Annotated in this window: 13 protein-coding genes; 2 read left to right on the plus strand and 11 right to left on the minus strand. The window is 70.2% G+C overall.

What is annotated here, in order from left to right; genetic code table 11:
- Nucleotides 1–3: 3 nt before the first annotated feature.
- On the plus strand, nt 4–789 hold the full coding sequence (locus V3W46_RS08065) for a glucosamine-6-phosphate deaminase (protein ID WP_331782576.1): 786 nt from the start codon (nt 4–6) through the stop codon (nt 787–789).
- Nucleotides 790–958: 169 nt separating this feature from the next.
- Here the strand turns inward: V3W46_RS08065 and V3W46_RS08070 are convergent, their stop codons facing one another.
- A complete protein-coding gene (locus V3W46_RS08070; RefSeq protein WP_331782577.1) occupies nt 959–1,567 on the minus strand; it encodes a TetR/AcrR family transcriptional regulator in 609 nt (202 codons plus the stop codon).
- Between the two features lie 137 nt (nt 1,568–1,704).
- Between V3W46_RS08070 and V3W46_RS08075 the strand changes: the two genes are divergently transcribed.
- A complete protein-coding gene (locus V3W46_RS08075) occupies nt 1,705–3,189 on the plus strand; it encodes a DHA2 family efflux MFS transporter permease subunit (RefSeq protein ID WP_331782578.1) in 1,485 nt (494 codons plus the stop codon).
- Nucleotides 3,190–3,285: 96 nt separating this feature from the next.
- Here the strand turns inward: V3W46_RS08075 and V3W46_RS08080 are convergent, their stop codons facing one another.
- From V3W46_RS08080 to V3W46_RS08125, 10 genes are all read right to left on the minus strand, one after another.
- The gene (locus V3W46_RS08080; RefSeq protein ID WP_331782579.1) at nt 3,286–4,302 is read right to left on the minus strand and encodes a carbohydrate kinase family protein; all 1,017 of its coding nucleotides are present in this window, start codon (nt 4,300–4,302) and stop codon (nt 3,286–3,288) included.
- Nucleotides 4,299–5,255 (minus strand): prolyl aminopeptidase, encoded by a 957-nt coding sequence (pip, locus tag V3W46_RS08085; protein ID WP_331782580.1) that lies wholly within the window; start codon nt 5,253–5,255, stop codon nt 4,299–4,301. The genes V3W46_RS08080 and pip overlap by 4 nt, the downstream gene beginning before the upstream one ends.
- 184 nt (nt 5,256–5,439) lie before the next feature.
- Nucleotides 5,440–5,778 (minus strand): hypothetical protein, encoded by a 339-nt coding sequence (locus V3W46_RS08090; protein ID WP_331782581.1) that lies wholly within the window; start codon nt 5,776–5,778, stop codon nt 5,440–5,442.
- 70 nt (nt 5,779–5,848) lie between these two features.
- Nucleotides 5,849–6,715: a response regulator transcription factor gene (locus V3W46_RS08095; protein ID WP_331782582.1), complete on the minus strand. Its 867-nt coding sequence runs from the start codon at nt 6,713–6,715 to the stop codon at nt 5,849–5,851.
- 46 nt (nt 6,716–6,761) lie between these two features.
- The gene (locus V3W46_RS08100) at nt 6,762–8,294 is read right to left on the minus strand and encodes a sensor histidine kinase (protein WP_331782583.1); all 1,533 of its coding nucleotides are present in this window, start codon (nt 8,292–8,294) and stop codon (nt 6,762–6,764) included.
- A 2-nt stretch (nt 8,295–8,296) separates the two neighbouring features.
- Entirely contained in the window at nt 8,297–9,124 is an 828-nt protein-coding gene (locus V3W46_RS08105; RefSeq protein WP_331782584.1) for an ABC transporter permease, read from the minus strand.
- Complete coding sequence (locus V3W46_RS08110; protein ID WP_331782585.1) at nt 9,121–10,068, minus strand: ATP-binding cassette domain-containing protein; 948 nt, start codon at nt 10,066–10,068, stop codon at nt 9,121–9,123. Before V3W46_RS08110 ends, V3W46_RS08105 begins: the two co-directional genes overlap by 4 nt.
- A gap of 238 nt (nt 10,069–10,306) precedes the next feature.
- A complete protein-coding gene (locus tag V3W46_RS08115; RefSeq protein ID WP_331782586.1) occupies nt 10,307–11,260 on the minus strand; it encodes a TetR/AcrR family transcriptional regulator in 954 nt (317 codons plus the stop codon).
- A gap of 44 nt (nt 11,261–11,304) precedes the next feature.
- The gene (locus tag V3W46_RS08120; protein ID WP_331782587.1) at nt 11,305–12,150 is read right to left on the minus strand and encodes an ABC transporter permease; all 846 of its coding nucleotides are present in this window, start codon (nt 12,148–12,150) and stop codon (nt 11,305–11,307) included.
- Nucleotides 12,147–13,100, minus strand: coding sequence for an ATP-binding cassette domain-containing protein (locus tag V3W46_RS08125; RefSeq protein WP_331782588.1), 954 nt, complete (start codon nt 13,098–13,100; stop codon nt 12,147–12,149). Before V3W46_RS08125 ends, V3W46_RS08120 begins: the two co-directional genes overlap by 4 nt.
- Between the last annotated feature and the right edge of the window lie 48 nt (nt 13,101–13,148).

Genomic DNA, 13,148 nt, shown 5'->3' on the forward strand with positions numbered 1-13,148 from the left:
CCCGTGGCCCAGATCGTCATCGTTCCCGACGCCGGCGCCGCGGGCGAGCTCGCCGCCGACGCGATCGCCCGGCTCGTCGACCGCCGGCCTGACGCCGTGCTCGGCCTCGCCACCGGATCGACCCCGCTCTCGACATATTCCGCTCTGCGCCAGAGGGCCGAGCGCGACCACATCGACCTCTCCGACGTGCGAGGCTTCGCCCTCGACGAGTATCTCGGTCTCGCCCCGGGGCACCCCGAGAGCTACCGCGCCGTGATCACCCGCGAGGTAGTCGAGCCGTTGGGTCTGACAGCAGCGAACATCCACGTACCCGACGCGTCACCCGACGGCATCGAGACCGCCGGCGACGACTACGAGCGCGCCATCGTCGCGGCCGGCGGCGTCGACCTGCAGATCCTCGGCATCGGAACCGACGGCCACGTCGGCTTCAACGAGCCCGGCTCGTCGTTCGCGTCGCTCACCCGCGTGAAGACGCTCACCGAACAGACCCGGCGCGACAACGCCCGGTACTTCGAGGCTCCGGATGCCGTGCCGATGCACTGCATCACGCAGGGCCTCGGCACCATCCTGCGAGCCCGGCACCTCGTGCTGCTTGCCTTCGGCGCCGCCAAGGCCGCCGCGATCGCCGCCGCCGTCGAGGGGCCCGTCACCGCCAGCGCGCCCGGATCGGTCATCCAGCTGCACCCGCACACCACGGTCATCGTCGACGAACCTGCGGCGGCCGAGCTGGCCAGCGCCGACTACTACCGCCACGCCTGGGCGAACCGCCCCGCCTGGCAGCAGCTCTAGCCGCCCGCCGCTGGCCGGCAGGAAGCAAGGCCAGCGGCCGTAGGCCCACCGCCAGCCGTCAACCGTCAACCGTCAACGGTCAACGGTCAACAGGCAACGGTCAACAGGCAACAGGCAACCGTCAACGCCCGGCCAAGCTACCGGAGACCGAGCCGTTCGACCCCAATGCCTAGAGAGCGACCCGGTCTGCCGACAGAGACCGCACCAGGTCGAGCTTCTCGGGAAACGCGCACTCCATCAGCTCGCGCACGTCGGGGTCGTCGTCGAACTCGTCGGCCATGTCGAGCCCGATCATGGTGTTGATGAGCATGCCCTGCGCGAGAAACTCCTGCACCTGAAGCGGCTCGAACCCGGCGTCGTCGCGCAAAAACCGGTAGACCTGCATGAACCCAGCCCTGGCGGCATGACCGATCACGGGTTCTCGACCGAGCACGAAGGCGTGCATCAGCGACAGCAGCAGGCCGTGCTGGTTGAGCTGGTTGATGTAGGCCAGGGCCAGGCGCTTCTCGAGCGCGATATCTGAGTCGACCTCGTCGAGCGCGCCCTGGAACGCGTCGATCAGCTTGCCGAGCGCGCGGTTGATCACGTCGAGAAACAGCTGCTCTTTGGTTCCGAACAGACGCACCACATACGGCTGACTCACGCCCGCGGCCCTGGCGACCTCGGCGGTGGTGGCCCCGACGTACCCCGACGCGCCGAACACGTCGGTCGCCGCCTGCAGAATCAGCTCGCGCCGCTCGTCGCTCTTCATGCGCGTGACCGGGGTTTCGAGACTCATGTTGACATGGTATCAGCCGATAACTACTCTCTAAGTAATCGATTGATAACTAAACCATCCCTTCCCGAACTGCCTCCGCGAATCACCCGCCCGAATCGCCCTGCCAAACCGCCCACCCACCCCCGAATCGAGTCGCCATGACCTCCACCGCCACCCTTCCGGCGCCGACCACCTCTGCCCCGCGGCGCCGCATCCCGATCTGGCTCGGCATTCTCGCCGCCTCGCTGCCGATGTTCATGGCCACGCTCGACAACCTCATCATGACGAGCGCGCTGCCGGTCATCCGTGTCGACCTCAACGCCTCGATCAGTGAGCTGCAGTGGTTCGTGAACGCCTACACCCTCTCGTTCGCGACCTTCATGCTCATGGCGGTGGCCCTCGGCGACCGGCTCGGCCGCCGCAGCGTGTTCATCTTCGGCATCGCCCTGTTCACGGCCGCCTCGGCCTTCTCGGCGCTCAGCACCGAATCGTGGATGCTCATCGTCGGCCGCGCGTTCCAGGGCGTGGGGGCGGCGGCGCTCATGCCCCTCTCGCTCACGCTGCTCGTCGGCTCGGTCAGCACCCGGCTGCGGCCGCTCGCCATCGGAATCTGGGGCGGCGTCTCGGGCCTCGGGGTGGCGCTCGGCCCGCTCATCGGGGGCGCCGTCATCGAGGGCTGGAACTGGCAGGCCATCTTCTGGCTCAACGTTCCCGTGGGCATCATCTCGATTCCGCTGGTGCTCATCGCGCTGCCGAACACCTTCGGCGCCCGGCTTCGGGCCGACGTGCTCGGGCTCGTGCTGGTGGGCTCGGGCGTTCTGGCGATCGTCTACGGCATCATCCGCGGCAACGATGCGGGCTGGAGCAGCCTCGAAGTCGACGGGTCGCTTGCGGCCGGCGCGGTGCTGATCGCGGCGTTCATCTTCTGGGAGTCGCGCACTTCTGCGCCACTGCTGCCCCTGCGTCTGTTTCGCGACCGCAGCTTCACCGTGGCGAACATCATCGGCATCACCTTCAGCTTCGGCATCTTCGGTGCGGTGTTCATCCTGATCCAGTTTCTGCAGATCGTGCAGGGGCACTCGCCACTCGAGGCGGGCGTGATGACGATTCCCTGGACCATGGCGCCGCTCGTCGTCGCCCCGCTCACCGGATTCATCACGCCCCGGGTCGGAACGCGCCTGCCGATCATCGTCGGCCTGGCGCTGCAGGCGGTGGGCATCTTCTGGCTGGCGCTCATCCTGTCGCCCGATGCGTCGTACGCCTCGATGGTGGGCCCGTTCCTCTTCGCCGGAATCGGCATGGGGCTCGTCTTCGCCCCGTCGTCGACGGCCGTGCTGGTCAACATGGCTCCGGCAGACCAGGCGAAGGCGTCGGGCACCAACTCGGTGGTTCGCGAGATCGGCGTGGCGCTGGGAATCGCGGTGCTCACGGCCGTCTTCACCGGCCACGGCGGGCAGCTCACCCCCACGGGCTACGTCGACGCGGCGATCCCGGCGGTCACGGTGGGCGCAGCGGCACTCGCGCTCGCGGCGCTCGTCGCCTTCTTCCTGCCCTCGGGGCGCGCACACGCCGTTTCCGCTTCCGCAGCAGCAGCCACCGCGACTCCGCCGGGGGCGACCCCGGCCCCTGCCCACCTGCGCTGACGTTCCGCTTTGCGCAGAAGCACCTTATGGGCCGCCACAGGGTGCTTCTGCGCACACCGGGCTCAGAGCGGGGGGGGTGGGGCGGGCACCGCCCCGTCAGGGCAGGCGCAGGAGGGCGCCCGGGTGCCGGCAGGTCGCGGCGGCGATGAGCATGGCGCGCTCGAGCAGCTCGAGCCACGCCTCGTCTGACGAGGGCAGGCCGAACTGCCTGATCGAGGCGGCCGTCGAAGCGAGGGTTGCGTCGCCGGCTCCCATTGTGTCGACGACGCAACCCTCGAACGCCGCGATCGGAACGTCGACGCGCAATCCGCCGGCGGTACGGATGCTCGCTCCGGCCCGCCCCGCCGTCGCCAACACGCTCGCGGCTCCCTGTCGCACGAGTCGCTCGGCCACCGTGTCGAGAGGTTCGCCGTAGAGCAGCTCGCAGTCTTCGTCGCCGATCTTCGTGAGAAGGCTCGTCGCCGCCAGCCGCTCGAAGTTGCGCACGAACGCGTCGCGGTCGCTCAGCATCCCAGCGCGCGGATTCGGGTCGAGCACGAGCCGTCGCCCGGCACCCGCGGCAGTGGCAGCGGCGGCCCCGGGTGCGGTGCCAGCACCCGCCGCGCCATCCATCCCGCCCGCCCCGACCGCGGCGAACAACGCATCGGCCTGCTGGGTGTCATCGAACGGAAAACAGCTCACCACGACGAGCGCCGCCTCGTCGAAAGCCCGGCGCGTAGCAGGGTCGAACGCGAGGTGCCGCTTCTGGGCAGCCTCGTTGAAGATGTAGCGCGGCTCGCCCTCTGTGCGGTCGGAGATCGCCCGCGACGAACCGAAGCGCCCCAGCGTCTCGACCAGCGCGACGTCATACTCGGCCAGGAACTGCCTGATCAGCGTGCCATCGGAGTCGTCGCCCACCATGGCGACCAGCGTGCTGGGCACCCCGAGGATGCGCAGCCCGGTCGCCACGTTCAGCCCCGCGCCTCCCACGAAGTCGGAGCTTCCCTCCGCTGTGCGGAATTCGTCGATCAGCGCATCGCCGACCACGACCACCCCACCACGAACGCCCGCCTCCGCCGCTCCCGCCCCGGCCGTGCCCGCACCGGCAACACCCGCCGCCCCCACCCCGCTCACCGAGCGAACCTGTCGGTCGCCTCGATCAGGGCGCTCAGGATTCCGGGCTCGTCGAACGCGTGCCCGGCATCCTGAACCACCGTGTACTGCGCCTCGGGCCACGCGACGTGCAGGTCGTAGGCGGTCGCCGCCGGGGTGCACAGGTCGTACCGCCCCTGCACGATCACCCCCGGAATCTCGCGCAACCGCCCGGCGTTCGCGATGAGCTGGCCCTCGTCGAACCAGCCGTCGTTGACGAAGTAGTGGTTCTCGATGCGGGCGAATGCCAGGGCGTACGACGGCTCGGCGAACTTCTCCACGAGGTCGGGCCGGGGCATCAGCGTGAGGGTCGACGCCTCCCAGGTCGACCACGCGACGGCGGCCGGCCCGTGGATGCTCGGGTCGGGGTCGCTCAGCAGCCGGTGGTAGGCGCGAATGAGGTGGTGACGCTCGTCGTGCGCAACGGGCTCAAGAAACTTCTGCCACAGCTCGGGCACGATCATGCGCGCGCCGCCCTCGTAGAACCAGTCGAGTTCGAGCGTGCGCAGGGTGAAGATGCCGCGCAGAATCAGCTCGGTCACGCGGTCGGGGTGGGTCTCGGCGTAGGCGAGGCCGAGGGCGCTGCCCCACGACCCGCCGAGCACCTGCCAGCGGTCGATGTTCAGGTGCTCGCGCAGCTTCTCGATGTCGCTGACCAGGTTCCACGTGGTGTTCGCGGCGAGGTGGTCTGTCGATTCGCTGACGTGCGGCAGGCTCAGGCCGCAGCCGCGCTGGTCGAAGAGCACGATGCGGTACTTCTCGGGATCGAACAGTCGGCGGTGCGCGGCGCTGGTCGCGGCTCCCGGGCCCCCGTGCAGGAACACCACGGGTTTGCCGTCGGGGTTGCCCGACGTCTCCCAGTAGAGCTCTTGGCCGTCGCCGACGGGCAGAAACCCGATTTCGTCTGGTTCGATCTCAGGGTAGAGCGTGCGCATGCATCGAGCCTAGGCCGCGGCGGGCGGTGGCGGGCAGTGACGGGCAGTGACGCGGGGTGCGACTGCTCGTGTCAGACGTCGCCGAAGTCGGAGCTGGCGCCGGCCCGGGTCGTCATCGGAGCCCGTGTCAGAGGCCGGCCGAAGTCAGGGCAGGCGCCGGTCCGTGCCGTCACCGGAGTCGGTGTCAGAGGTCGTCGAAGTCGTAGTCGGCGCTCGCCGGGTTGCCGCCGGCCGTCGCCACGGGGCGCGGCACTGCGAGCAGGTCGGTGCGCCGGCGCAGGTGCGCGACGGCCAGAGTCGAGTCGGGTTCGGCGAACGTGGTGCGCTCCGACACACTGACCAGCTCGCTCGCCGGCCCGATGACGAGCTGAACCGTGTCGGCCTCACCGTCGGCATCGATGACAGGAATCTCGACCGCCTCAGCGCGGTGGCTCGACCCGAGAGCAGCGACGAAGTGCAGCAACGCATCGGCGACGCCGTCTGTGGTCACGAACGACCCTCCGCTGTACGAGATTCGCTTCATGCCTCAACGATTGTTCTGAACGGCAGAGCTTTCAAGGGCGTTGCGCAAGTCGGGGCCGACTGGTAGCCGGTCACACCAACCCCGTCTCGTACGCGATGATCACCGCCTGCACCCGGTCGCGCGCCCCGAGTTTCTGCAGCACCCGGCCCACGTGCGTCTTGACGGTCGACTCAGAGACGACGAGCCGCGCCCCGATCTCCTGGTTCGTCAGGCCCTCAGCGATGGCGGTGAGCACCTCGCGCTCGCGGTCGGTAAGCGTGGCAAGGCGTTCGTCGTCGAGCTCGGCCGATGGCTCCGGATGCCCGTTCCGCCCGCCCGCCCCGCCCGCAGCTGCGCCGGCTGCAGCCGCGCCGCCCGCACCACGTACGCCGCCCGCTCCCGCACCGCCCGCGCCACCGCCGCCCGCACCCGCACTGCCGCCGCCGGCAGCCGCACTGCCGCCGCCGGCACCCGCGCCGTCTCCCACGCCTGCGGGCAGCTCCGACCCGAACAGCGCCAGCAGCTGCTTCGTCACCCGCGGTGAGACCACCGCGTCGCCGCCGGCCACGGCACGGATCGCCGCGACGAGCTCGGCTGGCCGGGCATCCTTCAGCAGGAACCCGCTGGCCCCGGCCCTCAGGGCGGCGAACGCATATTCGTCGAGATCGAACGTCGTGAGAATGAGCACCTTCGCGGCCGGCAGCCTCTCGACGATCGCGCGAGTCGCATCGATGCCGTTCATGACGGGCATGCGCACGTCCATGAGAATTACGTCGGGCCGCGTCGCCAGCGCCTCGGCCACCCCGGCGGCCCCGTCTGACGCCTCGCCGACGACCACGAGACCGGGTTCGGCCTCGAGCACCATGCGAAAGCCCACCCGCAACAGTGCCTGGTCGTCGACCAGCAGAATACGGATGTCGGCCCCGACCGCTCCCCCGCCCACGGCCCCGCCGCTCATGGCCCCGCCGCTCACGGCCCCGCCGCTCACGGCAGCCCCCCGTCGCTCACGAGGCCCGCCTCGCGACCGGGATGACCGCCACGACCTGCCAGCCGCCGGCCGTCGTCGGGCCGGCCGTCAGTGTTCCGCCGAACGCAGCCACCCGCTCACGCATGCCGATGATGCCGCGCCCCGAGCCGACGGATGCCGCGGGCACGCCGCCCGAGCCACCCGCGGCAGCCGCGCTGGCCGCGCTCGTCGACTGCCCCACATCGTTCACCCGCACCCGTATCTCCCTCTGGTCGTAGGCGACCCTCACGGTCACGTGCTTCGGATTCGGCGCGTACCGCAGGCTGTTCGTCAACGCCTCCTGCAGCACCCGGAACACCGCCACCTGCACTCCCGTGTCACCCACCGGCTCGCCCGACACCGTGAAGTGCACCACCATACCCGCGCTGCGGTACGACTGGATGAGCGACGACAGATCGTCGTGCCCGGGCTGTGGTGCCAGCGGGGCCCCGGTGCCGAGCTCGCTCGCGCCCTGTGCCGGGCCGCCCTGTGCCAGGCCGCCCTGTGCCGGGCGCGAGCCGCCGAGCATCCCGCCCGCCGCATCGACACCCGCCGCACCGACGCCCGCACCCGCCCCCGCGCCCGCACCCTCGGCCGCACCCGCACCCCCCTCGGCCAGCACCCCCAGCACCACGCGCATGTCGGCGAGCGCCGCACGGCCGGTCTCGGCCACCTGCTGCATCGCATCGCGGGCGCGCGCCGGGTCGCGCTCGGCCGTCAGCTCGGCGCCGTCGGCCAGCGCCACCATCACCGTCAGGCTGTGCGCCACGATGTCGTGCATCTCACGGGCGATGCGGGCGCGCTCTGTGACGGTCGCGAGCTGCGCCTGCTGGTCGCGCTCCCGGGCGAGCTGGGCGGCGCGGTCGAGCAGCGCCTCGACGTACCGCTTGCGGTTGCCGACGTTCACCCCGACCAGCGTGGCCACCAGCGCCAGAAAGCCGCTCGACAGCGACAGCGTCACGGCCGCCATCACGTTGCCCGAGGTGCTGATCAGCGAGCCGATCGCGAGCGCGAGCGCGACCGTGCCGAACGAGATCCAGGCCGCACGCACCGACGAGTACACCGCCACGGCGTAGAGCCCGAACAGCGCCGGCAGCAGATACACCCCGCCCCAGTGCGGGAACACCACCACCAGGCACACGGCCACGACCGCGATCAAGACCAGCGGATGCACGCGCCTGAACCTCAGCGCGACGACCACCGCCACCAGCCCGGCCACGGCGACGATGCCGCTCGCCACGCTGTTCTGCTCACCGGTCGCCCCCGCCAGCCGAACGGCCAGCGACACCACCGCCGGAACGGCGAAGGCCGCCACCACCAGCCAGTCGACGATCCACGCGTGCCGCGCGAAGAAGAGGCGGAAGATGCCCGGCGGCTTCGGCAGTCGCAGCCGTTCGGTGGTCTCGGCGTCGGCACGGGCCGCCCCGCCGTCGCCCGGCTCGGCGTTCTGCCGCCACAACGCGGCCCACAACGCCAGACGCCCGGCTCGCGTCGACTCTGTCGCTGCGGCCGGGCGTCTGTCAGACGACATGGTCAGGCATCCCTCCGACGCATCAGAACCGCGGCCGTACCGAACGCGATGACGATCCATCCGAGCATAATCAGCAGAGCCTGCCACCAGTCGAACACCGCGCTGGCGTCGTAGATCGCGCGGCCGACCGAACCGGGCAGCCAGTCGACGATCGACGCCGACCAGTCGGCCGGAATCAGCTGGAAGATCACCGGCACGACGAGCAGCAGCCCGAGCGCCGCAGCGATGCCACCGGCGGTGCTGCGCAGAATCGCGCCGATCCCCATGGCCAGAACGCCGATCAGCGCCAGGTAGAGCGCCGCGCCGAGCAGCGGAACGATGACCTCAGAGCTGAACAGGTTCGACGAGACGCCGGCCCCGGCCAGAATCGGAGCGGTGACGAGGTAGGAGATCAGGATGCCGATGAACGACACCACGTACGTCACGACGAAGAACACCACGGCCTTGGCCCAGAGCACCGGCAGACGCTTGGGCACGGCGGCGAAGCTCGACCTGATCTGGCCGGTGGAGTACTCGCCGCTGATGACGAGCACGCCGAGCACCGAGACCACGAGCTGGGCGAACAGCACGCCCGCGGTGACGCCGAGAATCCCGAGGCCGGGTATGTCGGTCAGCGAGGTTCCGCTCGGCAGCCCGTCACGGCCGACGGTGACCGAGATCACCAGCAGGCCGATCGCGATCTGCAGAACGAGAATGACGGCGTAGGCCCAGACGGTCGAGCGCAGCGAGCGGAGCTTGATCCACTCCGAGCGCAGAATGCCGACGGTCGAGAGGCGCACGTTCGAGGCGTGCTGTGCGCTGTGGTGCACGGCGGGGGTCGTGGCGGTCATCGTGAGGCCTCCTGGTTCATGGGGGTGGTCGACGGGTCGAAGGCGCCGGTGCGGTACTCCACCGCGTCGGCCGTGAGGTTCATGTAGGCGTCTTCGAGCGAGCCCTTCAGCGGGGTCAGCTCGTGCAGCACGATGCCGGCCGAGGCCGCGGCCTCACCGACGGCGGCGGAGGTCAGCCCGACGATCTCGAGGGTCTGGGCATCCACACTGGTTATGGTGACATCGGGCGAGACCAGCAGCCGGGCGATCTCTGCGGCCTGCGGGCTCACGGCGCGAACCGACGAGACCGTCGACGCGCTCACCATCTCGGCAACGGGCGCATCGGCCAGCACGCGGCCCTTGCCGAGCACGATGATGTGATCGGCGGTCAGCGCCATCTCACTCATCAGGTGCGATGACAGCAGAACCGTGCGACCCTCGGCGGCGAGATAGCGCACGAGTTCGCGCACCCACACCACGCCTTCGGGGTCGAGGCCGTTCACCGGCTCGTCGAGAATCAGCGTTCCCGGGTCGCCGAGCATGGCCGCTGCGATGCCGAGGCGCTGCCCCATGCCGAGCGAGAAGCCGCCGACGCGCTTCTTGGCCACCGACTCGAGGCCGGTCATCTCGATGACCTCACGCACGCGGGTCGCGCCGATGCCGTGCGTGGCGCCGAGCGCCAGCAGGTGGCTGTAGGCCGACCTGCCCGAGTGAATCGCCTTCGCGTCGAGCAGAACGCCCACCTCGTGCAGCGGAGCGTGCGACTCGCGATACGCCTTGCCATTGACGGTGACGCTGCCGGCGGTCGGCCGGTCAAGGCCCACGATCATGCGCATCGTCGTCGACTTGCCGGCGCCGTTGGGGCCGAGAAAGCCGGTGACGAGACCGGGTCGAACGGTGAAACTCACCTGGTCGACGGCGGTCTTGGCGCCGTACGTCTTGGTGAGCGATCGGGCTTCGATCACAGTGTGTCTCCTCGAGGTCGGGGGGTCGTCGTCTGCCGCAGTGCCCAGGCAGACGTTCGTACACCACTGAGACTACGAGTGAACGGATGCCCGGGCATCCGCCCCCGGTCTGGTCTTCGTAACCCGCCAGGGGTGACCGTGTCGTACCCCAGTACCACCTGGGCGGCAGCACGGCAGCACGGCAGCACGCCTGGGCGTCAGCGCGCCCGGGCGGCCAGCACGCCAGCACGCCAGTGTGTCAGCGCGCCCGGGCGGCCAGCTTGGCGGCCCGCTCGCGGGCCTTGGCGATCTGCTCGCGCTCGCGCTTCAGGGCCTCGCGCAGCCGCGACTCGGCCTCGCGACGCTTCTCGGCGGCCTCACGCACGGCCGGGTCTTTGCGGTAGAAGGCGAGCCGGTCATCCGTCGCCTCGCTCGCTGCAGCGGCACGCGCCTGCCCGCGTTCGGGAGCCGACTGGCCGAGGTAGTGCTCGACCCCGTCGAGGTAGCGGTCGAGCCCGAACTCGAAGCCGCCCGCGGTGGGCGGCCGCCCGAGCGCGGCGATGGCCGAGCCGGCCGCACCCTGCCCGGCCACCAGCGCGGGTCGCAGGTATGGAAACCGCTCGTCGCTGACCAGCTCCTGCAGCGCGGCCGACAGGTCGGGCTGGCCCGACTCCCTGCCGGCGACGGATGCCGCACCCCCGCCCGCCCGGGCGTACCCGCCGAGCAGCAGCACGATCGCGAGCTTGTCGCCCGCCTCGAGCCCCGTCGACGCGAGACAGCGCAGGCCCCAGTCGACCAGCCGCAGGTTGTTCGGTGTGAGCAGCACCCCCGTCACCACGATCTCGGCGAACCACGGATGCGCGGCGTAGGCCTGCTGCGTCAGCAGCACCCACTCGCGCAGCTGCTCGCGCCAGCCGCGCTCGGCATCGTCGGGGGGAACCGGCATCAGCAGCGCCTGGTCTTGCATCAGCAGCAGCAGGTCGTCTTTGCTGGTGACGTACCGGTAGAGCGACATGGTCGTGAAGCCGAGCGACGCCGCCACCCGGCTCATCGACACCGCCCCGAGCCCTTCGACGTCGGCCAGCTCGATGGCCGACTCCACGATGCGCTCGATGCTCAGCTCACGCTTCGGGCCGCGCTCGGGGCGCTCGGCGATGCCCCACGACAGTGCGACGGCGTGCGGCAGGGCCGCCGCGATCGACTCGTCTGTCATACCGACATCCTGCCACGCGAGCATCCAGCTCATCGCCGGGCCCCCTACTTCGCTGCCGTGCGCCGATAGAGCAGCATCGAGCCGGCGACCGACAGCACCAGAATGCCTGCCAGCCACGCGAAGGCCTGCCAGAACACCGGCCCCGGGGCGACACCGCCGAGCAGGTCTCGCAGTGTCTCGATGATGGGTGTGAACGGCTGAGTGTCGGCGAAGCCCTGCAGCCAGCCCGGCATGGTGTCGGTGCCGACGAATCCGCTCGACACATAGGGCAGAAACAGAAACACGAACGTCACGCTGTTGGCCGCCTCGACGCTCAGCACCAGCCCCGCCACGCAGCTCAGCCAGGTGAACGCCACGATGATCAGCACGGCGAAGGCGATCGCGAGCAGCCACGAGGCGGCGTCGGCGTGCGGCCTGAACCCGAGCAGCAGCGCAACGCCCAGAACGGGCACGCACGCAGCGAGGTTGCGCAGAACACTCGAGACCAAGTGACCGTACAGAACGGATGCCCCGAAGATCGGCATCGTCTTGAACCGGTCGATCGTTCCGCTCGTCATGTCCTGCGCCACCGCCGTCGCCGTCGACGCGGCACCGAAGCCGAGGCACAGCACCAGAATGCCCGGAACGACGTACTCGATGTACCGCCCGTCGTCTTCGATCGCGCCGCCGAAGACCACCACGAACACCAGCATGATGCACACCGGTATCGCGAACGCGGTCACCAGCCCGTCGACGCTGCGCAGCGTGCGGCGCAGCTCGCGGGCCACCATCGCGGCGATGTCGCCGATCGGATGCCCGTGCTGCGAGCTCAGGGCAGCCGGGTCGCCGCCCGGGCCGGTGTTCACCGGCCCGGCGCCGCCGCCGGTCTGGCCGAGTGCGATGCTGCTCATGCCGCCACCCCCTCGGCGCGCTCGTCGGCGGCGCCCGTCAGCGAGAGGAACACGTCGTCGAGCGTCGGCCTGATGATGCCCACGTCGCTGACCCCGAGGTCGTGTTCGACGGCGAGGGCGAGCATCCACTGGATCGTCTCGACCGGGGCCGTCGCGGGCATCCGCAGCGCAAGCAGCTCAGCGCTGGCGTCGGCACGGGGGGCGAGTGTGCGCGCGAGCTCGAAGCTGCGGGCATCCTGAAACGTGAACTCGACGTGCTGGCGGTCGGTCAGGCGGCCCTTGAGCTCGGCCGCCGTGCCTTCGGCGACGATCGTGCCCTCGTCGAGCACCACGATGCGGTCGGCGAGCTGGTCGGCCTCATCGAGGTACTGGGTGGTCAGCACGATGGTCGTGCCCTGCGCGGCGAGCTCGCGTACGACGCTCCACAGCTGCGCCCGGCTGCGCGGGTCGAGGCCGGTCGTGGGCTCGTCGAGAAACACCACCGCCGGCCTCGCGATGAGGCTGATGGCCAGGTCGAGCCGGCGCCGCATGCCGCCGGAGTAGTGAGCGACTCGGCGACCGGCCGCCTCACGCAGGTCGAACTGGTCGAGGAGTTCGGCAGAACGTGCCGCCGCCTGCCGGTGCGACAGGTGCGCGAGACGGCACATCATCGCAAGGTTCTCGGCCCCCGTCTGAAAGGTGTCGACCGACGCGAACTGGCCGGTCAGGCTGATCAGCCGCCGGGCGTCGGCGGGCCGGGCCAGCACGTCGGTCGACGCGATGCGCACCGTGCCGGCGTCGGGGCGCAGCAGGGTGGTCAGAATCGAGATGGTCGTCGTCTTGCCGGCGCCATTGGCTCCGAGCATGGCGAACACCTGGCCCGGCCAGACCTCGAAATCGACCCCCCGCAGGGCATGATGCGAGCCGAAGCTCTTGGTGAGGCCTGCGACCTCGATAACAGGTTGGTGCATGGTGGTGCCTCCTGACTGTGTACGTCATACACTAGTGTACAAGATACA

Source organism: Subtercola sp. YIM 133946 (assembly GCF_036553535.1).
Lineage (GTDB): Bacteria > Actinomycetota > Actinomycetes > Actinomycetales > Microbacteriaceae > Subtercola.

Excerpts from the sequence above, each read along its gene's own strand:
- V3W46_RS08070 (WP_331782577.1), bottom strand. The coding sequence starts at position 1,567 with ATGAGTCTCGAAACCCCGGTCACGCGCATGAAGAGCGACGAGCGGCGC.
- V3W46_RS08075 (WP_331782578.1), top strand. The coding sequence starts at position 1,705 with ATGACCTCCACCGCCACCCTTCCGGCGCCGACCACCTCTGCCCCGCGG.
- pip (WP_331782580.1), bottom strand. The coding sequence starts at position 5,255 with ATGCGCACGCTCTACCCTGAGATCGAACCAGACGAAATCGGGTTTCTG.
- V3W46_RS08090 (WP_331782581.1), bottom strand. The coding sequence starts at position 5,778 with ATGAAGCGAATCTCGTACAGCGGAGGGTCGTTCGTGACCACAGACGGC.
- V3W46_RS08095 (WP_331782582.1), bottom strand. The coding sequence starts at position 6,715 with ATGAGCGGCGGGGCCGTGGGCGGGGGAGCGGTCGGGGCCGACATCCGT.
- V3W46_RS08100 (WP_331782583.1), bottom strand. The coding sequence starts at position 8,294 with ATGTCGTCTGACAGACGCCCGGCCGCAGCGACAGAGTCGACGCGAGCC.
- V3W46_RS08105 (WP_331782584.1), bottom strand. The coding sequence starts at position 9,124 with ATGACCGCCACGACCCCCGCCGTGCACCACAGCGCACAGCACGCCTCG.
- V3W46_RS08115 (WP_331782586.1), bottom strand. The coding sequence starts at position 11,260 with ATGACAGACGAGTCGATCGCGGCGGCCCTGCCGCACGCCGTCGCACTG.
- V3W46_RS08120 (WP_331782587.1), bottom strand. The coding sequence starts at position 12,150 with ATGAGCAGCATCGCACTCGGCCAGACCGGCGGCGGCGCCGGGCCGGTG.
- V3W46_RS08125 (WP_331782588.1), bottom strand. The coding sequence starts at position 13,100 with ATGCACCAACCTGTTATCGAGGTCGCAGGCCTCACCAAGAGCTTCGGC.